Annotated in this window: 27 protein-coding genes; 3 read left to right on the forward strand and 24 right to left on the reverse strand. The window is 62.2% G+C overall.

Annotation, left to right across the window (positions count from 1 at the left end; all coding sequences use genetic code 11):
- Positions 1 to 30: 30 nt before the first annotated feature.
- From mobF to KZ820_RS20865, 3 genes are read right to left on the reverse strand one after another with little or no spacing between them, the layout of a single operon-like run.
- Positions 31 to 2,910: a MobF family relaxase gene (mobF, locus tag KZ820_RS20855; RefSeq protein ID WP_219750730.1), complete on the reverse strand. Its 2,880-nt coding sequence runs from the start codon at positions 2,908 to 2,910 to the stop codon at positions 31 to 33.
- Entirely contained in the window at positions 2,903 to 4,414 is a 1,512-nt protein-coding gene (locus KZ820_RS20860) for a type IV secretion system DNA-binding domain-containing protein (RefSeq protein WP_219750731.1), read from the reverse strand. Before KZ820_RS20860 ends, mobF begins: the two co-directional genes overlap by 8 nt.
- 7 nt (positions 4,415 to 4,421) lie before the next feature.
- Entirely contained in the window at positions 4,422 to 4,814 is a 393-nt protein-coding gene (locus KZ820_RS20865; protein ID WP_219750732.1) for a hypothetical protein, read from the reverse strand.
- 538 nt (positions 4,815 to 5,352) lie between these two features.
- Between KZ820_RS20865 and KZ820_RS20870 the strand changes: the two genes are divergently transcribed.
- Genes KZ820_RS20870 through KZ820_RS20880 form a run of 3 tightly spaced genes read left to right on the forward strand, consistent with a single transcriptional unit; the run spans position 5,353 to position 6,825 of the window.
- Positions 5,353 to 5,748 carry a hypothetical protein gene (locus KZ820_RS20870; RefSeq protein WP_219750733.1) on the forward strand — a complete coding sequence of 132 codons (396 nt, stop codon included), beginning with the start codon at positions 5,353 to 5,355 and terminating at the stop codon, positions 5,746 to 5,748.
- Positions 5,745 to 6,443, forward strand: a complete 699-nt coding sequence (stbB, locus tag KZ820_RS20875; RefSeq protein WP_219750734.1) for a GTPase domain-containing protein — start codon at positions 5,745 to 5,747, stop codon at positions 6,441 to 6,443. Before KZ820_RS20870 ends, stbB begins: the two co-directional genes overlap by 4 nt.
- 10 nt (positions 6,444 to 6,453) lie before the next feature.
- A complete protein-coding gene (locus KZ820_RS20880) occupies positions 6,454 to 6,825 on the forward strand; it encodes a hypothetical protein (RefSeq protein WP_219750735.1) in 372 nt (123 codons plus the stop codon).
- Between the two features lie 592 nt (positions 6,826 to 7,417).
- Here the strand turns inward: KZ820_RS20880 and KZ820_RS20885 are convergent.
- The 21 genes from KZ820_RS20885 to KZ820_RS20985 all read right to left on the reverse strand — a co-directional run bounded on the left by KZ820_RS20885 (position 7,418) and on the right by KZ820_RS20985 (position 19,075).
- Positions 7,418 to 7,639, reverse strand: coding sequence for a hypothetical protein (locus KZ820_RS20885; protein ID WP_219750736.1), 222 nt, complete (start codon positions 7,637 to 7,639; stop codon positions 7,418 to 7,420).
- A gap of 400 nt (positions 7,640 to 8,039) precedes the next feature.
- Complete coding sequence (locus tag KZ820_RS20890) at positions 8,040 to 8,333, reverse strand: hypothetical protein (protein ID WP_219750737.1); 294 nt, start codon at positions 8,331 to 8,333, stop codon at positions 8,040 to 8,042.
- 74 nt (positions 8,334 to 8,407) lie between these two features.
- On the reverse strand, positions 8,408 to 9,364 hold the full coding sequence (locus tag KZ820_RS20895; RefSeq protein WP_219750738.1) for an ArdC family protein: 957 nt from the start codon (positions 9,362 to 9,364) through the stop codon (positions 8,408 to 8,410).
- Between the two features lie 474 nt (positions 9,365 to 9,838).
- Entirely contained in the window at positions 9,839 to 10,078 is a 240-nt protein-coding gene (locus KZ820_RS20900; RefSeq protein ID WP_219750739.1) for a hypothetical protein, read from the reverse strand.
- A gap of 337 nt (positions 10,079 to 10,415) precedes the next feature.
- Entirely contained in the window at positions 10,416 to 10,706 is a 291-nt protein-coding gene (locus KZ820_RS20905) for a hypothetical protein (RefSeq protein ID WP_219750740.1), read from the reverse strand.
- Between the two features lie 246 nt (positions 10,707 to 10,952).
- Entirely contained in the window at positions 10,953 to 11,249 is a 297-nt protein-coding gene (locus tag KZ820_RS20910) for a hypothetical protein (protein WP_219750741.1), read from the reverse strand.
- Between the two features lie 192 nt (positions 11,250 to 11,441).
- Positions 11,442 to 11,891 (reverse strand): hypothetical protein, encoded by a 450-nt coding sequence (locus tag KZ820_RS20915; protein ID WP_219750742.1) that lies wholly within the window; start codon positions 11,889 to 11,891, stop codon positions 11,442 to 11,444.
- A gap of 11 nt (positions 11,892 to 11,902) precedes the next feature.
- On the reverse strand, positions 11,903 to 12,343 hold the full coding sequence (locus tag KZ820_RS20920; RefSeq protein WP_219750743.1) for a thermonuclease family protein: 441 nt from the start codon (positions 12,341 to 12,343) through the stop codon (positions 11,903 to 11,905).
- 200 nt (positions 12,344 to 12,543) lie between these two features.
- Positions 12,544 to 12,981: a KfrB domain-containing protein gene (locus tag KZ820_RS20925; protein WP_219750744.1), complete on the reverse strand. Its 438-nt coding sequence runs from the start codon at positions 12,979 to 12,981 to the stop codon at positions 12,544 to 12,546.
- Positions 12,982 to 13,023: 42 nt separating this feature from the next.
- A complete protein-coding gene (locus KZ820_RS20930; protein ID WP_219750745.1) occupies positions 13,024 to 13,326 on the reverse strand; it encodes a TrfB-related DNA-binding protein in 303 nt (100 codons plus the stop codon).
- 68 nt (positions 13,327 to 13,394) lie between these two features.
- A complete protein-coding gene (locus KZ820_RS20935; protein ID WP_219750746.1) occupies positions 13,395 to 13,700 on the reverse strand; it encodes a hypothetical protein in 306 nt (101 codons plus the stop codon).
- Positions 13,691 to 14,638, reverse strand: coding sequence for a CHC2 zinc finger domain-containing protein (locus tag KZ820_RS20940; RefSeq protein ID WP_219750747.1), 948 nt, complete (start codon positions 14,636 to 14,638; stop codon positions 13,691 to 13,693). The genes KZ820_RS20935 and KZ820_RS20940 overlap by 10 nt, the downstream gene beginning before the upstream one ends.
- The gene (locus KZ820_RS20945; RefSeq protein ID WP_219750748.1) at positions 14,635 to 15,069 is read right to left on the reverse strand and encodes a hypothetical protein; all 435 of its coding nucleotides are present in this window, start codon (positions 15,067 to 15,069) and stop codon (positions 14,635 to 14,637) included. Before KZ820_RS20945 ends, KZ820_RS20940 begins: the two co-directional genes overlap by 4 nt.
- A complete protein-coding gene (locus KZ820_RS20950; RefSeq protein WP_219750749.1) occupies positions 15,066 to 15,536 on the reverse strand; it encodes a DUF6884 domain-containing protein in 471 nt (156 codons plus the stop codon). Before KZ820_RS20950 ends, KZ820_RS20945 begins: the two co-directional genes overlap by 4 nt.
- A 51-nt stretch (positions 15,537 to 15,587) precedes the next feature.
- Positions 15,588 to 15,998, reverse strand: coding sequence for an antirestriction protein (locus KZ820_RS20955; RefSeq protein WP_219750750.1), 411 nt, complete (start codon positions 15,996 to 15,998; stop codon positions 15,588 to 15,590).
- A 124-nt stretch (positions 15,999 to 16,122) separates the two neighbouring features.
- Complete coding sequence (locus KZ820_RS20960; RefSeq protein WP_219750751.1) at positions 16,123 to 16,569, reverse strand: hypothetical protein; 447 nt, start codon at positions 16,567 to 16,569, stop codon at positions 16,123 to 16,125.
- Positions 16,566 to 16,775 (reverse strand): hypothetical protein, encoded by a 210-nt coding sequence (locus KZ820_RS20965; RefSeq protein ID WP_219750752.1) that lies wholly within the window; start codon positions 16,773 to 16,775, stop codon positions 16,566 to 16,568. The genes KZ820_RS20960 and KZ820_RS20965 overlap by 4 nt, the downstream gene beginning before the upstream one ends.
- The gene (locus KZ820_RS20970) at positions 16,759 to 17,547 is read right to left on the reverse strand and encodes a DUF3768 domain-containing protein (RefSeq protein WP_219750753.1); all 789 of its coding nucleotides are present in this window, start codon (positions 17,545 to 17,547) and stop codon (positions 16,759 to 16,761) included. The genes KZ820_RS20965 and KZ820_RS20970 overlap by 17 nt, the downstream gene beginning before the upstream one ends.
- 20 nt (positions 17,548 to 17,567) lie before the next feature.
- On the reverse strand, positions 17,568 to 17,996 hold the full coding sequence (locus tag KZ820_RS20975) for a hypothetical protein (RefSeq protein WP_219750754.1): 429 nt from the start codon (positions 17,994 to 17,996) through the stop codon (positions 17,568 to 17,570).
- Positions 17,997 to 18,116: 120 nt separating this feature from the next.
- On the reverse strand, positions 18,117 to 18,779 hold the full coding sequence (locus KZ820_RS20980; RefSeq protein ID WP_219750755.1) for a hypothetical protein: 663 nt from the start codon (positions 18,777 to 18,779) through the stop codon (positions 18,117 to 18,119).
- Positions 18,776 to 19,075, reverse strand: a complete 300-nt coding sequence (locus tag KZ820_RS20985) for a hypothetical protein (RefSeq protein WP_219750756.1) — start codon at positions 19,073 to 19,075, stop codon at positions 18,776 to 18,778. The genes KZ820_RS20980 and KZ820_RS20985 overlap by 4 nt, the downstream gene beginning before the upstream one ends.
- Positions 19,076 to 19,301: the final 226 nt, after the last annotated feature.

The following is a 19,301-nucleotide window of genomic DNA, read 5'->3' on the forward strand; positions in this document are numbered from 1 at the left end:
CGGGCTTTGTCGTATATGAGGCACACACGATCATGCCCGCTCGTAATCGCGATCTGCGGCCTTCTCTGGCGGGCGCTGCTGGGCTGCTCGATCGCGGTCGCCCCTGCCCTTCTCCACCGCGCCCGGGTTGGCCTTCCCGAACTTGCCGTCCCGATCGCGGCCAAGCTCCAAAGCTGCCGACTTTTCATTGATCCGTGCTACCGCGTCGGGGAGCTTTTTGAGGCTTTCGGTAAAGATGGTCGCGGCGTGTCGCGCCCGACTGATCGCGACATAATACACGTCCTGGGCGGTGGTGCGGCTCGTCGTCTTGGCGTCGATCAAGACGCGATCCTCCGTCAAACCCTGCGAGCTATGAACCGTCGTCGCATAGGCATGGTCTAGGTGGATCGGCCGATTGGTCGGCAATTCGATTTCGCGCTTGCCGTCGCTGATCTTGACGCTGCCGGCGCTGGCCTCGGTCACGGTGTACCGCTCCCCATTGGCGAGGTCGCGGGACGCATCGTTGCGGGTCGCGCGCACCACGTCGCCGGGTGAGAACTCCAACCGGGTCGTCTCATAGACCGATAGCTGTTTCACCTTCGCCGGATCGAATTGAAGCTCCGCGCCATCCTCTCCGCGAACGGTCAGCACGTTACCGGGCGTGGCATTGTCCAGCACCGTGTAAAGCTCGCCAGCCTTCAAACCGAATTTCGGGAAATTGCGCTCGGGCTGGATGGTGTCGCCCACGTCGTAATTCTTGGCGTGCGCGCGCTCGGCCTGCGTCGTGTCGCGGCGGGTTAGAGCGGAATGAACCTCCCCATTGCCTTCAAGGCTCAACTGCTCGCGCACGTTGCGGTTGATCTCGCGGCGGGCGTCGTTGATCCCGGTGACGATGATCGTCTTGGCCCGGTCCTCGGGGGAGAGCTTCGTATATTCGGTGGCAACCGCCTTGTGGCGCTCGCGATCGTCCTCGATCATCCGAACGTCGGTGATCTTGGCGACTGACGCGCGCGCCTTGCCCTCGGCCGCCAGTTCGACCGCCTCCTTTAGAAGCGGGTCTTTCTGGCGCATGATTTCGGTCATGCCAGCGGTCGCCATCCCTGCGGCCTGCAACTGATCGTAGGGCTTGCCCGCCTCGATCGCCTTCGTCTGCGCCGTGTCGCCCATCATCACGACGCGCGCACCGGCCTTTTCGGCAAGCTGTAGAAGCTGCTGCATCTGGCGCGCCGGCACTGTCCCGGCCTCGTCCACCACCAGCACGGTCTTGTCAGTCAGGCCCTTGTCCTTGGCCTTTAGGAACGATGCGAGGGTATTGGCCTCGACGTTCAATTCGCGAAGGGCTTTGACCTGGCTACCGTAGGGGGCGAGGACGCGGACCTTGAAACCGGCGTCCTCGATGCGCTCTTTCGCCGTATCAAGCATGTGGCTCTTGCCGGTTCCTGCATAGCCCTGAACGCCCACAACGCGGTTGGTTGTGGCGAGCATGAGGGTGGCGGCGTCCCTCTGCCCCGCGTTGAGCGGTGCGCGCGCGAAATGCTCCGCTGCGGCCTTCTCCCCCATGATCGGGGCGAGCTTTCCCCTTCCCTGCTTCTCAATGTTCAAGATTGACCGCTCGCGCTCGATCGCGGTGGGCGTGGTGTATCGTTGCTCGGTCTGGACGTAGTTACCTCGGCCGATTTCCTGCCGGACCTCGCGCGCTGCGGCGCTTGGATCGGCGCCAGCGACGACACGCTGCTGCACAAGGGCGGCGCTCGTCATGCGCGGCCCGTTCAACTCGGATGCGTTGCGATACTCTGGCGCGCCCGCGACTAGACGCCCCTGCTTCACCTGTCTGTCAATCTCCGCGTCGATACGGGCAAGGGTGACGGTGCCAACCCCGTGCCTGACGGCGGTGTCTTGTAGGTCGCCCCGGCCCATCACCGCCTCACGTTCGGCAATGTGCTTGATGGCGTAGCGGACGGCTGCGCGGGCAGCGGCGTCGCCCTCGTCTCGATCGCCAAGCTCGCGCTCGGCTAGGTGGGTGTCGCCCTTGGCTGCACCGGGTCGGCCCCGCTCAAAGTCGATGCCGATGCTTTTGGAGTGAGCCTGCCAATCGGCGTGCAGCTTCGCGCGATCGACGTTGCGCTCCTTGCTGACGCGGGTTTCCATCGTGGCAATCTGCTTCTGGTCGCCGCTGGCCGTCTCGCGGGTCAGACCCTTCTCGGCAAGGCGGCGCTCGATCTGCTGGCCCCGCGTGCTGGATGCCTCGATCTGCTCGCGCGTGATGTGCGCCAGCTCGAACATACCATCGCGGCCGAACCGAAGCTGCCTGCCCTGCTTCTGTAGAATGTCGGCCAGCTCGGCGCGGTAGGCTGGTCCCATAACCTTGACGGCGTTGATAATGGCGTCGTTCTTCAACGCCCGCCATTTGCCGTCTGCTCGCTGGGTGAGATTGAGCGCAACCGCGTGGGTATGAAGCAACGGCTCTTTCTCGCGCGTCGTCTCATGGCGGAACTTGGCGATAATCAGGTTGCCGGTCGTCTCAACGCTCGTCACGCCCTTGGCCTTGGTCTTGGCCTGGGCGAGTGCCTCGATCTTCTCCAAGGTCCGTCTGACGGCCTCGTCGTGGGCTTTAATCAGGTCCACGTCTCCACCAACCAACGCTTGCAGCGCCACGCTCTTAGGCGCGGAAAACGTGAGGTCGATCCCTAGCCGCTGGTTGCTGTCGTTCCTCGTCGACGTGCGGGCATGTTCGCCGGGTCCAATCTCGCCAGCAAGCAACTTTCGGAAGGTTTTACTATCAACCGCGCCGGAAAGCCCAAGTGCCTCGGCCCCCTTCCCCTGCCACTCCTGCGATTCACCTTCCTTGGCGTAATAGTCGTCCTCGGAATCGCCGTAATAGCTGGCAATGCGATCCACGTCGCCGCGCTTGATGACGTGCTGACTAAGCATTGGCGGTTGCCATCTTGCGCTCCACAAACGGGTCCAACCGCGTCTTGAACTGCAAAATCTCCATCGCCACCCGTGCAATCGGATGGTTGCCCGCAAATGCGACATAGGCGTTTAGATCAGGCAAACCGGAAATCTCGGTCGGCATGACGACGCGCTCTCGGACAGTATGCAGGGAGGTTGTGCGGTTGGTGCCTTTCGAGTTGCGGCTTTTGCTGAAATTGTCGCGCTCGACCTCATGCTCGCCCAAGCTCTTGCTCATTTCCTCGCACGTCTCGGGATCGGTATGCGCGCCGCCAAGAACCGCCAGCGTGCGGAATGACGCGCGGAGCGCCTGGGCCTCGTCATCGCCGTAAATGAGGTTGAGCTGCGCGACGGTTTGCAGGCCGGCGACGATCCGCAAGCCGTGCTTTCGTCCCTTGGTCAGCGCGTCCATGAGGGTTGGGAGCTTATAGAGGCTCGCCAGCTCGTCCATGAACATCCAAATGCGACGATCGCGGCTTTCGGGTAGGGACAGGATCGACGTGCAAAGCACGTCGGCCCACGCCGAAATTAGCGGCTTCAATGCCGGGGCCTGATCCTCGCGCCATGTGATGTAGAGATTGCCCCCCTTGGGGTTCTCAAGCCATTTGCGGAGCGAAAACGTACCGGGCGGCATGGTCAGATGCTCGGGAAGGAACTCGGACAGGACGAACCGCGCGCTTGCCAGCGCCTTGTCGGCTCCGACGAACATGGACTCGGCTGCGGTTCCCTCAAGAAACTTCTTCAGGTCCTTCGGCTCCGCGATCGTCGTCCAGCGGAATAGCTCTTGGATCGACGGGTTGCCGATATGCTGGAGCTTGCGGGCAGTCTCTTGGAACAGCAATCGGGCATAGCCGCGCCACTCCTCTGCACCCGCATCCTTCGACTTCGGAATGATCGAAAGCGTGTACCGCTTGAAGTCGTATTCATTGCGGATTTCGTTGAAAAAGGACCAACCCTTAGTGCGGGCATCATAGGGATTTAGCAGAACGTCACCATCACGGCCGAACTTGGAATAAAGCTCTCCGTTTGGATCAAAGGCGATAGTGCGATCACCCCGCAAAAGAGCGGTATAGAACATCTCACGGATTAGCACGGTCTTACCCGCGCCGGTCGATCCGGCAATAAGCGTATGAAGGCTCTCCACTTTCGTAGGCATCGGCAAGCCACCAACGCTAATCTGCTCGGCCTTCTTCTCGGTTGTCAGGCGCTTTAGGCGGGTCGCCTCGACCATAACCGTGCCACGTAAACGACGACGGAACTTAGCACCCCCAAACGCCCCGTCGCCGGAAAGGTTTATCAGCCATGCCATGAATATGCCGACCGCCAGACCGGCCAATAGCCCGAGCCATAAAACCGGGCGATGGGGCGTGTCTTTTACCAAATACCAAAGGCTCTTTATGGCCGGTTTTGCGAGGCTGTAATTCAGCTTTACGGCAAAAAACCAACCGAGGATTGGCGAAATAATCACCATCCAAGCGGCCATTTGGCGCTTATCGTCTGGGTGCATTACGGACCTCCGATCCATTCCAAGGGATCAAGCCTTGGCGTTCGACCTCTGCCTTTACCATTTGTTGCTTCTGCGGTCCCGCTAAACCGCGAAGGAGCAACAGCGTCTCGATCGCCAGTGCGTCGTCTGCGGGTTTGGAGGGTGCGTGCGAGGCGTGGCCCTCAACAGGGCGCTCACGGCGCAGCTCGTCCACCGCGTCACCCAGCTCCATCAACGATGCGCGGATGCTGGACAGCTCCTCGTCGGCCCTGTCGGCACGTTCCAATCTCTCGCGGAGGTAGGTACTCAACGGCACCCCACGCTGCTCGGCCTGGGCGGTGTAAATCAGCGTTTGGGCGTCTGTGAGGCGGACGCGGGTGTAACTGTCGAGTTTCATGGCACCTCTGGCACGGGGATGGCACACTATACAGCCCTCAAGTACCCGGTTTTCCTCGCTTTTTCAAACGTTGTGGCACACGGGCGGCACGACATGCAACCACACCAAACCAATAAACCGTTGTATTTCAATGGTTTAGCTGCACCGCAAGGTGCGTATGGTGTACGACCTCAGTTTAAGGAAATTTCGCTCATTTTGGAACCCGCCGACTGCCTCAAACGCGACCCCACTCCTTTAAGGGGGTCGAATCTACCCTGATGAACGAAGTTCAGCAGGTCCACGGGGCCGAAAGTGGCACGAAGGCGGCACCGGGGATGCACAAAGGGGGCAGTCGGATAGCACAAAGGTTGCAAAAACCATTGGCGGATTGCACGGGGGTGGCAGAAAGGGGGCACAGAGGTTGCAAAAAGGTTTGACAGCTATTGACAGCGCGCCCATACCACAGGGGCAGCAACGAACCGGGGCCGCGATGACAACTCAATTGGAGAAACTGGCCGCGATACCCCCACGCACAAAGTCGGGAAAGCTCCGGGCCTACATGCCCGAGATTGAACGACGGATCGCTGACGGGGTGGCGCTCAAGGCCATTATCGAATGGCTGGCAGAGGGCGGTATCGACCTGACCCTGCTAACCTTCAAAAGCTATCTGTATCGGTATCGGCAAGAGACAAAGGGCAAAACGCCACCCGCTCAAACCGTACCTCTACCGCAACCAGATCAACCTAATACGGATCGGAATACCGGACCCGATTTGGAACCCATAACGAACGGCAATTCGGATGGGGAAACACCAGTGCCGGAACCTGAAACGGAACCCGCCCCCGAAAGCTCGCTGAACGATATACTCGATCCGAGAAAACGGGATGCGAATACGGATCAGTACATGCAACGAAAGCCGGTCCTAATTGGCCGCAATCGGAGTGAGAAGAAATGAAAGTCGCCGTAATCAACTTTTCGGGCAACGTCGGCAAATCGACCGTTGCCAAGCACCTCCTGCAAAACCGGATCAAGGATGCGGAGTTCGTGGCCGTCGAATCCATCAATTCCGATGAAGGTGATGGCGATCAGGTCCGTGGCAAGCAATTCGGCGCGCTACAGGAACAGCTAATGATGCTGGATGCCGCTGTGGTGGACGTTGGCGCATCGAACGTCGAGGATTTCATCAAGCTCATGCAGCAGTATCGCGGCTCGCATGAGGATTTCGACCTCTACGTCGTGCCTGTCGTCAAAGAGAGCAAGCAAATGCGCGACACGATCGCGACCATTCAGGCGCTCAAAAAGATGGGTGTCCCGGCGAAGAAAATCCGGGTCGTGTTCAACAAGGTGGAATCGGATGACGTGCTGGAAGAAGCCTTCTTCCCGATCTTCGCTTTCCATGAGGGCGAAAAGGCGTTCACCCTCAAGACCGGGGCCGTCATCGAATATAGCGATCTGTTCCAGCGGCTCCGCGCCATGAACATGACGGTTGATGAACTGTTGGCTGACACAACCGATTGGAAGGCCAAGCTCAAGAATCCGGCCAACCCGGAGGAAAAGGCACAAGCCGCCAACATGATCTCGATGCGTCGCCTCGCCGCATCGGGCAAAGAAAATCTCGACGCGGTATATGCCGCTGTCGTGGCGAAGTAGGGGCTAGGTCGTGGCAGGCCCCAACACCGCCCGCGAAGCCCTCCTAGCGGAACTCCTGGGCGATGCCGGGGTGCTGCTCGATCGCATGGAAGCCCTCAAGGTCGAGCTGCCCGAAGTGGCCGACGACATTGAGCGCAAAGTGAAGTCGGCCGGGGAGTCCTCGGCCGCCCTCGTCCGCACCGCTGGCGAGCAAGCCGCCTCCCAAGTCGGGGATACCCTAGAAGCCGTCCAGAGCGCCGCCAGAGAGGCAAAGGCGGCTGCGTCGATGGTCGCGGGGTCAGCACGCCGCTTCGCGCTCCTAGCCCTCCTCACGGGCGTTGCTGGGGGTGGGGTAGCCGGTGCCATTGCCGCGCTGGCTCTATCGGGGGCGTTGTTTCGCTGACTCGGCTTCGTGCTTTCGAGTATCAGCCCTGATCGGAGATTTTACATGACTGCGCTTGCTCCTCTAGCCCTGATTGGGGCCGTGGGCACCATCGGCGGAATCGCCCTGATGAACGCGGCTGCAAACTTCACCCTTCGACGGGCTGGCCTTGCCGTCAGCGTCATTGGTGTATGCGTTATCGGGATGTGCGGCGCAGTCAGCGCGGTTCACTGACACCCCCTCCCCTCCCGCAGCTCCTAGTTCGACGTGCGACACGCGAAGGCGAACCCCTGCCCCGATGGGGGCGAGGGGCGGAAGAATGACGCTCCTCGTCCCGACACCTCCGGTTCAGCCGGGGCGGGCGCGATCCGTCAAAGGCGGCGCAGCCGGGACCGGAGCCACGCGGACCCACGCGGACGCCTAGCCGCAGGCCAGGCGCGAGCATGGGGAGCATGGCGAGGACCAACCCTTTGACGGATCGCGCCCGGTCTGGCCGGACACCCGGCAAGTTCTTGCGCGGTAGCGCGAAACGGGGGCGGGCGCTCGATGCGCTCGCCCCCGTTTTCGGAACGATCAAAAGAAAAGGGAGGAGCCGAAGCCCCTCCCCTGCTCGTTACTGGAACAGCTTGAATACTGCCGGTGCGAGGCCGATGAGTGTCAGGACAAAGCCGAAAGACGCGATAACCCACGTCTGCGCTTTCAACTGCGCTTCCAGACCTTTGTTTGCTTCCTGAACCTTCACCGCGATATACTCCTCGATAGCCTCCACAACCTCGGCTGCCGCGTCGTCGGACACGTTAGCCGCTTTCAGTGCTCTAAACAATTTGATGTGCATCTGGTTCTCCTTCTCGTTGAGTGAGGAGACCCCTCGGCATGGGCTCCGGCGTCGGCGGTCAAGGACCGCGAAGCGGCCGCGCAGCGGGGAGTGGGGGAGCCGATTTGCGAAGCAAATTGGGGGAACCGCTCATCCTTGAGGGCCGGCGCGCACCCATGCCAAAATACCTCATCACACAGAGAGAAGATTACCCCCAACGGTGCCGCTGCCCCGATCGGCAACGCCGATCTGCCGGCGAAGCCGGCATCCTGGCGAAGCCGGGGGGTCGATCCCCCCGGCTTCGCCCCCCGGCAAAAATGCGGCCGGTTCACCGGCCTCCGCTGCCCCCCCCTGCCCCAAACGGCAAAGGGCGGTGCAACCGCACCGCCCTACCCTCTGCCGCTAGTCTGGCTGCTCGATGCTACATGATGGCGAACGGGTGACGGCCGGGGCGCTGGTCGCTCTGCTGCTCGTCCACCAGCTCGGCGCGCAAGCTGGCAGGGACGATCGCCCACGGCTCGACGTGTGCTAGAGCGGCATCAACATTCGTGATTTCACGGGTCGCCGTGCCAACCCATATCGCGGCGTCGTCGGCCTCGTCCTCGTTCACGATCACATAGAACGTCTGTAGCGGGCCATCCCATCCAATCGCGATCGTTGCGCGTCGGAACGCCTCGGGTAAGTCGGGGCGGGGGTCCAGTTCGTGGCGGGACATTCGGGCTTCTCCTGCGGGTTGGGGATGCTTGCCGGCATCCGGGGGGTAGGGGGGCAGGATGCCCCCCGATGGTATCAGGCGGCGCGCTGCTCGTCCTCGTCCTCGGCCGCGATCGTCGCGCCCGAATAGGCGGCGAGGAAGTCGGCCGCGCGCTGCGCGTGCGAAGCGGCGGTGAAAATCGCGCGCTTGTCGTTCTTCAACACCTCAAGCCATGATCCGATATAGGCGGCGTGGCTCTCGATATGGTCGGGGCGGAAACCCAAGGTCGCGCATGTGAACGCGGCCCCCAGCTCGGCAACAAGCTCCTCGGCTGCATATCCAGCGTCACCCCAACGCTTGCGCCCAAAGTCGCGATCGAGGCGGGTAGGGTGGCGGGTCCAGTGGGTGTGTTCGTGGGCGAGGGTGGAATAATACCGCTCGGCGTCGGTGAAGTCCTCAAGCTGCGGCATCTGAATATGGTCGGCGTCGATCCGGTAATAGGCGCGATTGCCGCCATGCTGCACCGTTGACGGGATCGCGGCGAAAAACGCCTCGGCGTGTTCGATCCGCTCGGCCTTCTGGCGCGCTGTCGGCTCGACCGGCTGCGGGTAGTAATGGGCGGGCAGGCCGTCGATCTGCTCGACGTTGAAAACGGTATAGGATTTCAGAAAGCGCGCGATGCGGGTTTCCTCGCTGCCGTCGCTGCCTTCCTCGGTGATCGCGGTTGCGCCCGAATAGAAAACCTTCGATCCCTTTTCGCCCTTGCGGACGCACGCGCCCTTGATCGCAATGGCCTGCTTGAAGGTCATCCAATAGGGCGAGGAATAGCCCTTCGCCTGCGCCGTCATCCACAGCACCAGCACGTTGATCCCGCGATAGGGCGTGCCGCACGCGCGCAACGGATACTGCGCCACGCCGCCCGACTGCCACGGCTTTTCCCAAGGCTTCGTGCCAGCCTCCAACGCGGCGACGATGGCGTCCGTTACGTCCTGATAGGCGTCGGTCGCGGGGGCGGTGCGGGTGGTCGATTTGCGGGCTGCGGGCTTCGCCATGTCATCTACTCCGGTGGGGGCTAAGTGGCTGTTTCGATGACATATATATAGTCGCGGACGGCTTCCTTTGTCAATAGCTGTCAATAGAATATAGCAAAACTATTGCGCTTGACTGCCCCCTTCTAACCCCCGCTCCTAGTTCGACGCGCCGCAGGCGTGACGAACCGCCCTGCCCCGATAGGGGCGAGGGGCGGAAGAATGACGCTCCTCGTCCCGACACCTCCAATTCAGCCGGGGCGAGCGCGATCCGTCAAAGGCGGCGAAGCCGGGACCGGAGCCACGCGGACCCACGCGCAGCGCCTAGCCGCAGGCCAGGCGCGAGCATGGGGAGCATGGCGAGGACCAACCCTTTGACGGATCGCGCCCGGTCTGGCCGGACCCCATCAAGCTCATGCGCGGTAGCGCGTGGGGGCGGGCTGGCTCGATGCCAGTTCGCCCCCTCTCGACCGATGAAAAGGAGAGGGGCAATGCCCCTCACCATAGCTGCTCGTTATGCCAATGTCGGACGTGATCCAGCTCGCACCATATGAACGCGCCGTCCTCGATGATCCGTTCGTCATAGGCTTCTGCTGCGCGGCGATCGGCGGGCGTCATCAAGTTCCAGTTGATGGCGTCTTTCGCCTCTTGCCGGCGATCGTACAGCCGCTCCCATGCGCGGTACTCGCGTTCCAGCATTTCGATCCGGTCATCAATGTGCATGACTAGCTTCGGCATCGCGTCCTCCTTCATCTGACGACGCTTGCGTTCCCGGCGTGTCGAGCCGGGTCGGGGACGCGGCTATGCCGCGCCGCGCAGCGGGCGATGGTGGAACCGATTTTCTCGCCGGTCCCCGGAGCGCAGCGGAGTGGGGCCGGCGTGAAAATTGGGGGACCGTCGATCCTCGACGCGGTTCGGCACGTCGGGTACGCTTGGACTACAGAGAGAGAGTTTTCTTGTCCGTGGCAACGGGGGGCGGGCAGGCTCGATGCCTGTTCGCCCCCCTTTCAACGGCTGCACCTGGGCGACGATCGCGGACAAAAAAAGGGACCGGGTTGCCCCGGCCCCCTGTCGATCAAAGCTCCAACCATTCGGTGTTATGAAGGCCGTGCTGGCGGTAGGTCATGTAGGTGCATCCTGCCTTGTACCGCGCCCAATCCAGCGGTGCGAAAGCGCGTTCCTCATCCTCGTTTATGTCGTTGGTGCGGCCCTCATAGTAGAGGTTGCCGTCGTCGTCGTAGAGCCGGAAATCGTAAGAGAGAGGGTCGCCAGCGGTAACAAAGGTCTGCACCCGCTTGCCGTTCTCATCGTCACCAACTCCGTGCGAGTTCGTGCCGATGTGGTCTGCGGTAATGATCCAGCGCATGTTCGATCCTTCCTCTTTGTCTTGATGACAAAGTCGGCGGTTCGGCGAAAGCGGGCAGGGTCAATGACGCGGCTTTAGCCGCGCCGCTTTAGCGGGCGACGGGGGAGCCGATTTGCGAAGCAAATTGGGGGAACCGTCGATCATTGATGCTGGCCGCTTTTGCCGAAATGCTAGGAGGTCATCAGAGAGAGTTATATTCCTGCGGCAGCGGGAAAGGGGCGCGCTCGATGCGCGCTCATTTCCCATTCAGCGGTTCGCCTGGGCGGCTCGCTCGTAATAGCATCCGGCCTCGGCGCATGTTTGCACGGCGATCCCGAACCATTCGAGGCGATCGGCGGGAGCATCCTCGATGCTGATAGGCAGGGCAGGGGCATCCCGCCCGGTTCGCATCATCAAGCGCCGTATCAGCGTGTCGATCAATGCGAGGCGTTCGCCTTCGTCCAGCTCTATTTCCTCGGCCGATTCCCGGCCGACTTGCCGGAAACCAGCTTGCTCCATGATCGGGGTGAACGTCCGAACGATCATCGCAATTCTGTCGGTCATCACCCTACCTCAAAAACGCGGCCGGCTTGCCGGCCTCCCTGCTGCGAGCATGGCGTAGCCACGCACAGCGGCACGCGAGGATCGTTACCCGATAGGGCCAAGACCCGAAGGGGCTTGGTCGGAGCGAAGCGGAGATAGTAGCCGTGCCCGAAGGGCCGCGCCCAACTTCTCCACTTTTTTCCCTGCTCCCTTCTACAAGCCCTCGATCATCACGCCCTTACCACCCGGAAACCGACCGATCTGCAACCTTTCTGCAACCTTTGTGCTATCCGACTGCCCCCTTTGTGCAACCCATCTGCCACCGAATTGTATCCGCCACGCTGCGCTCAAGGCGTTCTTAACATGGCTCAATCGACCCAAAATTGTCGGTTCTGGCGGCGTCCGGCCAATCCCCTGCTCAATATCCCGCATGATCTGGTTGGCCCGCTCCACGATGAAACCCAACCGCCGTGTACCGTTTGGACTAAGCGCCCGTTGACGCACCAAAGGCGGAATATCCGCTATCAAGGTCAGCAGCTCTGCAACCTGCTCGGACTTGCCAGCATCGCTCACATAGAAGCGCGTATTATGAATGGCGACCTCCAAGACCTTTAGCGACTCTACGATCCAGAAATCTGACTCGGCCCGATTATCATCGTGCATTTACTGTCTCCTCAATAACGGCCTTTGGCGGTCCTCGATCGCAAGTCCGCCAGCTTTGCCATCTGCTCCGGGTAGCTGCGCCACAATCCCGAGCGCGTGAGCTTCGCCTTGCTCATCAAGTCGTCATAAAACCCGCAATCGTATCGCTTATAGCTGACTGCGAAGCCCTCACGGATCATCCGGTTTCCGAAATCTTCGCCTGTCCTATTCAAACGGCATTGCGCGTTTTTACGTCCGTAGCTGGTGAGGCTCGACGGACACATTTTCCCTGTCCGCAACGCCACATTGGCCGCTAGGCTCGTTGAACAAGAAAGCCCTTCTTGCTCGATGATTGCCGCTGCCCGCCGCCCTGCGGCACGCTTCATAGATTCCGGCTTATCCGGCGCATCTATTCCCCAAATCCGTACTCGTTCGCCGTCAATGTCGAACGTGTCCCCGTCGATGACGCGCACGTATCCATCCTCCCGCGCCGGAGGCGCGGCCCTGTCAGATGCGCGCGCCGAAGGCGCTCCATCGGCGCCAGCCTTTCGATGGTTACGCGCGTCCCCAACGGGGACGCTCATTCCCAAGGCTGCGGCTGCGATACCGGCACCCGTCACCGCAAACCACGTCCAGGCCGGATAGCGCCGACGCCGGGGCCTATACGGGCGCATTAGTCCCGCTCGGCCTCGATGTGGCGGCGGTCGGTTTGGTGCTGGTGCTGGTGCTGGTGCTGCCGATCGTGGCCGCTGGCTTTGGACATATCGGTGGCGAGGCCAGCCTTTCCGTGCGGATAGCTGATTTCGGTGTCGCGACCTTCGCGCACCGCACCGCTCAACGCGATGCGGTCATGCTGGATGACCTCGTTCGCCCGGTTCTCGCGCTGCTGCAACACATGCTCGGCTGTCACGGCGATAATCTTGCCGCGATAGGTCTGCCCCGGCTCGGCGCGCTGCGCGCTGTTCGCCGCCCGCTCGCGAAGCTCCTCGATGTTCTCGCGCTCTGCCTCATGCTGTGCCAGCTTCGGCGCGATCTCGACTTGCCGATCGCGCTCAACGTTGGTCCGCTGCATGGGGGCGGGTATCTCGGATTTCGACGGCGTATCAGCCACGGCTCTATCTCCATCAAGCGCCGCGCCTGCGCGGCCATCAACTTACGAGTTCGCCACCTGGGCGCGGGCCTCGGCCTCCATTTCGCGCACGCGCGCGATCAGCTCGGGGGGAAGCCAGATTTCCAGCAACTGCCAATTCGCCGGAACCTGTTTCGCCTCTTTCACGACGCGCTGAACCGCAAGGTTCACGCGCTGCCGGCTGAAATTGTATGCCGCTGCAACCTCGGTCTGGCTCTTGCCATCAACCAGAACCTCGCGTGCGAGACGCAAGGTGTCGAGCGTCATGCGGCCCAACCGGCTCTGTACGGCGTCGAACTCCTCGGGGGTCATCGTCGCGCTGCTCAACGTCCTATCTCCATCTTTCGGGCGTTCGCCCGATCCGTTGTCAACACCTGTCAATAGTAGGCTTTCGTTCATTTGACGATAGCCCCAAGATAAACGCTCACTCGCTCCTCATGATCGTGTTGCAGCTTGGTCATAAGCTGCTCGACCGTTGCGAGCTTTTCGGGCGTGTTGAACTCGCGCCAATGGCGTTCGCCCAAGTCGTAGATACCCTCCAACAAGGCCCCAAGCTGGCTGATGTTCGCGATTGTCTCGGGGCTTAATCCCTGATCTTCAACGTAGCGATGGTCTGTAATCAGCTTTAGAACCATGAAGGCATTGCCAGCCTTCTTGATCCACTCCGCTTCGTACTCGTCAAACCGCGCCGTCACCGACATTTCACCTTCTGCTGTAGCTCGTCGTTCCAATCCTCAAAGCGGGGATCGGGGAAAACGTGTCGGACCTTCCGGCCCTGTTCGGTGTAGGCCAGCTCGGCGGCCTCGATCGCGGCACGGCCTGGTGCATTGTTGTCGCCCGCCAAAATCACCTCCTCGACCTCGGGCGGCAACTCGACATGCGCCAGCCCCCCGGTTCCAAGTGAAACCCAAACGCTCGCGTCGGGGTGGCGCTGGCGAAGGGTCAAACCGTCCTCGGGGCCTTCGCAAAGCACGATACGCCGCGCCACGTCGCCTAGACGGAGCGCGCAACCGCGTGTCTGCCCCAAGCTCAATTTGGGGTTCGTCATCCGCGCCTTTCGGCCCTCGCGATCCAGAAAGATGCGCTGCACGCCTACAATCTTACCCCTCACGTCCTGACAGGCGGCGATTAGAGCGGGCAGGCGGGGACCGGGCTTGCCTGTCTCCTTGTCGATCCGAATAGGCGCATAGGTGAACCGGACGGACCAAGGGACCGGCCCGGTGATGCCCCGCGACCGCAAATAGATCTCGGCGGGGGTGCCGGTGATGCTGCGGGCGCTGGCCCACTGGCGAAAGGCTTCCTTCGTCGCCTCGATCCGCTCGGCGCGCTCGATCCGCTCGGCCTTCACGCGGTCGATCGGATCGGCCGCGGGCAAATCGCCGTTCGCCAGAAACTCAACCGCACCGCGGAAGTCCAGCCCGTCGATCGCGCGGATAAAGTCGATCACGTCGCCCGACGCGCCGCACCCGAAGCAATGGAACAGGCCCTTGGTGTCGTTGACCCGAAAGCTGGGCGTGTTCTCCTGATGGAAGGGGCAAAGCCCGACATGCTCATGCCCCGCCTTCCGTAGCTTCACGCGACGGCCGATAACCGCGCTTAGGCTATGACGGGCTTTGACCTGCTCGACGTCGATTTTCATTTCGGCGTACCTCCAAAGCGGATGCCCCAACGGGTGAGCGCGCCAGCAACGCCGGCATAGGATTGTGGGTGGATGCCATCGCGCGCGGGATAGGCGGCAAGGTCCATTTCGGAATCCCCGAAACTGACCGCGACCCGGTGAACGATCAACGCGGCCTGCCGGTCGTAGGGCAGAAGCCATGCCACGCGCTTGCCGGTGATCCGCGCGCGGATCGCGGCAAGGTTACGGGGCAGGGCAGGGTTGCGCGGATCATTGCTGCCTGCGGAGATAACAACGAACGTCGCATCGACCGGAGGGACGCGCCACGACGCGATTTCGGCTGATCCGGCACCCTTACGCGCCACAACCCTGCAAGCTGGCCCCTGCGCGGCCCTGACGGCCTGTGCGGCAAAATGGGCGAGGCTATCGCCAACCATGAGGCAAAGGATCACGACAGGCCCTCGAACAAGTCGAGCTGCGCCGCCATAGCGGTGCGCTCTCTGATTGCTTCAACCTGGGCGGCAAGCCATGCCTTTTGCTGGCCGATACCCAAGCCCTCCATAGGAACGCGACCACGCGCGCCAGTCCATGACGATAGCGGATCGCGGTATAGCCTGCCTGCCAGTATCACGACGGGGGTTCGCGGCCCGATCTGCTCGGCAAGCTGGGCGGTAACGCGCTCGCCCCATGCGCGGCGTTCGGCTGCGGTCATATCGCCAAGGGTCACATCATAGGGCGCGATCACCCGCGATGGTGCGACCAGCCCATAATGTGCTGACAGGATGAACCAGCGCCCGCCCTGTGCGGTCACATAGGCGCGGGCCTTGTTGAACCAATCCGATTGATAGAGGTCGCGCGCCCGCGCTGGCTCGCTGCGCTTCTGGCTGACACATGCAACAAGGTGGACAGGGCGGGGCATGGCGGTTTCCTCGTCCAGCAAAGCCGGGGGAAGTCCCCCGGCCTGCCTCGGTCAGTCGATGGCCGCGAAGATGGCGGGCCGCTCGGCGTGTTCGCTCGCGAAGTCGCGAAGCTGATAATAGAGGTCGGCCATCCGCTCGGTGCCGTCCTCGGCCAGCACGTTGAGCATGAACAGGGTGGCGACGATACCAGCGGCATCCGCGCTCATGGTTCCCTCATAGCCGTTGCCGTTCCACGAAACGCGCATCGGCTTGTCGTTCGCCGGGGCCATGTAAAAGCCGCCATTCGACAGGCGGTAGTAATGCCAGTAGCCCCCGGCGTAGTCGATCGACAGTCGTTCCATGAACTTGAAGGTCATGCTTTCAGCATGAATCATTTGCCGGAACTCGAAAAAGTCGGGCAAAACCGAAAGCCGCTTATCCTCGGGAACGAGGTTTGCGACGATCGCGGTAGGCTTATCCATTGCGCCACTCCTGCGGGAGTTAGAGAAAGCGCCGGGGAAGGGGTTGCCGCCCCTCGATCCCGGCCCCTCATATATAGGCAAACTGTCAATAGCTGTCAATAGAACTGACATTATTTATTGACAGTCACTCGCCATAGTTGGGCGCTACGTCGCGAACCTCGACAAACGCGATCTTCTCGCTGCGCTCGTTGCCAACAAGGTCAAGATAGACATAGACCATATCGGGAAAGACGGCGCTCCCCTTGCGCCAGATTACACCGCATCTGCCTGCAAACTCGCCGGGGCTGTCATCTGCGATCTTGACCGGCTGACCTAGCCGCAACCAGTTTGCCGCGCTGGCGAGCATTGCCGCAATCTCGTCCTTTGTCAGAAAGGGGCGCGGCTTGAAGTTTCGCGCGGTACGCTTTGGCGGCCTCGGTGCCGTGTTCGGATGGTATGTCTCGATAGCTGGTGCGCCGAACAAATCGGCCTGAACAGTCGCGATCCGCTGGGCGAGCTGGCGCGCGCGATACTCTGCACGCCAGCGGCCATCCGGGGTCAACTGCCGCTCGGGTTCGTCCTGGGGGATCATCTGCCGCCCTCGATGTCGGCTATGGTCGTGGCGCGCATCCAACCGCGAAGCTGGCGGTCGCTGCATACCGGCACCGGCTTGGCCTCATGGGTGAGGGTGGGACCGTCGAATAGGTCGGGCTGGTGGCCGATGATCTTCGGGGTAGGAACGTGGCGCGGCTCGCGCACGGCACGGCACGGCGGGCCATTGTCAGGCCCTCCGCTCATCGGCCAACCCAACCCAAACGACACGGCGGGTCAGGTCTGTATTCCACGGCACGCGCGATTCCTCGTCGCTGTCATAGCGATGGTAGGAAATCTCGAACCGGAACGCCTGCGCGTCGATTGTGAAGATGCCTTCCCGATGCTCGCCGCTCGGATCGGTGTTGTGGCCCCAATCCGCATAGTCCGCGAACGCATGATAGAACCGCGACCACAGGCCCCGCGAAACGGTCAGGTGCCGGTGCGGCTCTGGCTGCTCCGGTGTCGGCTCGAAAAAAGGCGAAAGCCATAGCAGCAGCCCCGGCGAATAATCCCAATGCGTCCAGTAGAACTCCCGCGCCCGCGCTATGTCGTTTAAGCGCGCTGTCTCTGCGATCCGCTCGGCAACGCTCATGCTGGCGAAATCGTCCGGCTCGGCGGGTAGCGTCTTGGCAACCTCACGCCGGATATGATTTTGCATCGAGGCCGTCAGCGGGCCGGTCCAGCGCGCCCAACGGCTGCGAACCTCGTCCCGGATATGCGGGGGCAGGGCGTAGAAGCGAGCGCGAACCTCCCGCCACTCTGCCGCGATCTGCCCCCGCCGCTCGATCACGCGCCGGGTCCAGTTTTCCTCCCGGCGCTGCATCTCCTCGTCGGCGCTGATCTGCCGCGCTGCCGTCTGCGCTGCGAACAAGGGCAGGGCGTTGCGCTCTGCGACCTTCTTTCGCTCGAACGCCGCGATCTTGCGCGGAGTGACGTTGTAGGCGTCGTGGTGGCGGGTGTGACGGGCAAAGCGCATTGCGTACCTCCCGACAGGGCCTAGCGGCCCTGCTCCCGTTGGTAGCGGAGATTGGACAGGGCGAGCATGGCGAGCGTTGCCTTGCGCGTGTACGGGGCCTGCGCCTCGGGCGTCATGTCGGCCCATTTGTGGCCGTCGTCGTTCGCAAGCGCGCTGGCGACTGCCTCTTGCTCGGCCCTGACGGTGTTGTCGTCACGATGGGCGAGGGTGAGGGTGAACCGCTCGCGCTGGCGCTGCAACAGGTCGGGCTTGAGGCCATGAAGCCAGCTCGGCCCGAAATCGGCATGGTTGCGGACGGCATGAAGGTCAGCGGCGTGCGGCTCGTAATGGTCCTGCCCGTTGCCCCATTTCGTCCAAAGCGCGTCCTTCCAAGTGCGCCCGTAGCGGTCGCGGAAGTCGAGAAGTGCGATCCATTGTGCGATTGTCGGGGTCGGCTTGCCGGTGGTCATGGCTGGCTCCTGCGGTGGAGATTGAGGGGCCGGGAAGGGGTTGCCGCCCCTCGGTCCCGGTCCCTCTTATATAGGCGCGCTGTCAATAGCTGTCAATAGATTTACTATAAACTATTGACGTTAGAACGCGAACGCGACCTGTCCTCCCCGATCCTCGTAGAAGTCCGATGCCGGGGCCGCTGCGCCGTCGATCCATGCCGGAACCGCCTCGGCCTGTCGGCGCTCGCGGAAACCGGGGGCAAGCATCTTGCGCCCGCTCTCCGATAGGCTCTGCTCGATCATCACGCGCGCGGCCTCGTCCACCGTCTGCCCCTCGATCATGTCGCCTTGCCAGCGGGACCAAAAGCCTGTGTCGCTGATGAACGGCTTACCCGCGTCCACCACATGCAACCCGATGTGCGCGGGCATGGATCGGCCAAGGTTGGGATCAAAGACGACACGGACGCGCATACCATCGACGGTTAGGACGAACTCGCCGCGCTGCCCCCAACCCGGAACCGTACCGGGCTGGGCGGCGCAGGCGTCGAGCATCTGGTCGGGAGCCTTCCCCGACATTGCGAAGCCGAATAGCTCGCCGTCGTTCAACGCCACCAACGCGGCAAGCGCGCGCTCATCTGCGGTGCGGCGTGCGCGTTCGTCACCGGCCATGATGGCGGCATGGTAGGCGTCTGCGGCTTCGACCAACGCGGCGCGGCGTCCGTCGTGATCGGCGGGAAGGGCTGCGGCCAGCCCCTCGATCCGCACGGTGTCGGCACGCATCTGGCGCTTGAAATCCTCGGTCATGCCGCTGCCTTCAAGCTGTAGGGAAAGCAGGCGTTGACCTCGCTCGGGCCGTTCCATGCGAAATGCCAGTCAGGGTGCGCGAACGGTCGGCCAAAGCTGGTAGCTCCATCCATCGCGACAAGGGCCGCACGCACCGCCTCGCGGGTGCCGCTCACCAACACGATACGGATGCAACCACGCTGGCTGCCGTCCAGCTTCTTGACGCGGATTATCGCGCCCCCCTTGCGACACTCGAACTTGAGTTGGTCGATCTGCTCGGCGGTGACGGGGGGCCGCTGTAGGGTACGGAAGGTCATGTTATGCTCCTGCGGGAGTGGATGCCGGGGAGGGTTGCCGCCCTCGGTCCGGTCCTTCTTATATGCCCGCCTTGTCAATAGCTGTCAATAGAAGAATATAAAACTATTGCGCTTGACTGCCCCCTTCTAACCCCCGCTCCTAGTTCGACGCGCCGCAGGCGTGACGAACCGCCCTGCCCCGATAGGGGCGAGGGGCGGAAGAATGACGCTCCTCGTCCCGACACCT

This window comes from Sphingomonas citri, from assembly GCF_019429485.1.
Lineage (GTDB): Bacteria > Pseudomonadota > Alphaproteobacteria > Sphingomonadales > Sphingomonadaceae > Sphingomonas > Sphingomonas citri.

Excerpts from the sequence above, each read along its gene's own strand:
- KZ820_RS20910 (WP_219750741.1), bottom strand. The coding sequence starts at position 11,249 with ATGACCGACAGAATTGCGATGATCGTTCGGACGTTCACCCCGATCATG.
- KZ820_RS20960 (WP_219750751.1), bottom strand. The coding sequence starts at position 16,569 with ATGATCCCCCAGGACGAACCCGAGCGGCAGTTGACCCCGGATGGCCGC.
- mobF (WP_219750730.1), bottom strand. The coding sequence starts at position 2,910 with ATGCTTAGTCAGCACGTCATCAAGCGCGGCGACGTGGATCGCATTGCC.
- KZ820_RS20915 (WP_219750742.1), bottom strand. The coding sequence starts at position 11,891 with ATGCACGATGATAATCGGGCCGAGTCAGATTTCTGGATCGTAGAGTCG.
- KZ820_RS20860 (WP_219750731.1), bottom strand. The coding sequence starts at position 4,414 with ATGGCCGCTTGGATGGTGATTATTTCGCCAATCCTCGGTTGGTTTTTT.
- KZ820_RS20975 (WP_219750754.1), bottom strand. The coding sequence starts at position 17,996 with ATGACCACCGGCAAGCCGACCCCGACAATCGCACAATGGATCGCACTT.
- KZ820_RS20900 (WP_219750739.1), bottom strand. The coding sequence starts at position 10,078 with ATGCCGAAGCTAGTCATGCACATTGATGACCGGATCGAAATGCTGGAA.
- stbB (WP_219750734.1), top strand. The coding sequence starts at position 5,745 with ATGAAAGTCGCCGTAATCAACTTTTCGGGCAACGTCGGCAAATCGACC.
- KZ820_RS20970 (WP_219750753.1), bottom strand. The coding sequence starts at position 17,547 with ATGCGCTTTGCCCGTCACACCCGCCACCACGACGCCTACAACGTCACT.
- KZ820_RS20950 (WP_219750749.1), bottom strand. The coding sequence starts at position 15,536 with ATGCCCCGCCCTGTCCACCTTGTTGCATGTGTCAGCCAGAAGCGCAGC.
- KZ820_RS20895 (WP_219750738.1), bottom strand. The coding sequence starts at position 9,364 with ATGGCGAAGCCCGCAGCCCGCAAATCGACCACCCGCACCGCCCCCGCG.
- KZ820_RS20985 (WP_219750756.1), bottom strand. The coding sequence starts at position 19,075 with ATGACCTTCCGTACCCTACAGCGGCCCCCCGTCACCGCCGAGCAGATC.
- KZ820_RS20870 (WP_219750733.1), top strand. The coding sequence starts at position 5,353 with ATGCCCGAGATTGAACGACGGATCGCTGACGGGGTGGCGCTCAAGGCC.
- KZ820_RS20955 (WP_219750750.1), bottom strand. The coding sequence starts at position 15,998 with ATGGATAAGCCTACCGCGATCGTCGCAAACCTCGTTCCCGAGGATAAG.
- KZ820_RS20980 (WP_219750755.1), bottom strand. The coding sequence starts at position 18,779 with ATGACCGAGGATTTCAAGCGCCAGATGCGTGCCGACACCGTGCGGATC.
- KZ820_RS20890 (WP_219750737.1), bottom strand. The coding sequence starts at position 8,333 with ATGTCCCGCCACGAACTGGACCCCCGCCCCGACTTACCCGAGGCGTTC.
- KZ820_RS20865 (WP_219750732.1), bottom strand. The coding sequence starts at position 4,814 with ATGAAACTCGACAGTTACACCCGCGTCCGCCTCACAGACGCCCAAACG.
- KZ820_RS20965 (WP_219750752.1), bottom strand. The coding sequence starts at position 16,775 with ATGAGCGGAGGGCCTGACAATGGCCCGCCGTGCCGTGCCGTGCGCGAG.
- KZ820_RS20885 (WP_219750736.1), bottom strand. The coding sequence starts at position 7,639 with ATGCACATCAAATTGTTTAGAGCACTGAAAGCGGCTAACGTGTCCGAC.
- KZ820_RS20905 (WP_219750740.1), bottom strand. The coding sequence starts at position 10,706 with ATGCGCTGGATCATTACCGCAGACCACATCGGCACGAACTCGCACGGA.
- KZ820_RS20940 (WP_219750747.1), bottom strand. The coding sequence starts at position 14,638 with ATGAAAATCGACGTCGAGCAGGTCAAAGCCCGTCATAGCCTAAGCGCG.
- KZ820_RS20935 (WP_219750746.1), bottom strand. The coding sequence starts at position 13,700 with ATGTCGGTGACGGCGCGGTTTGACGAGTACGAAGCGGAGTGGATCAAG.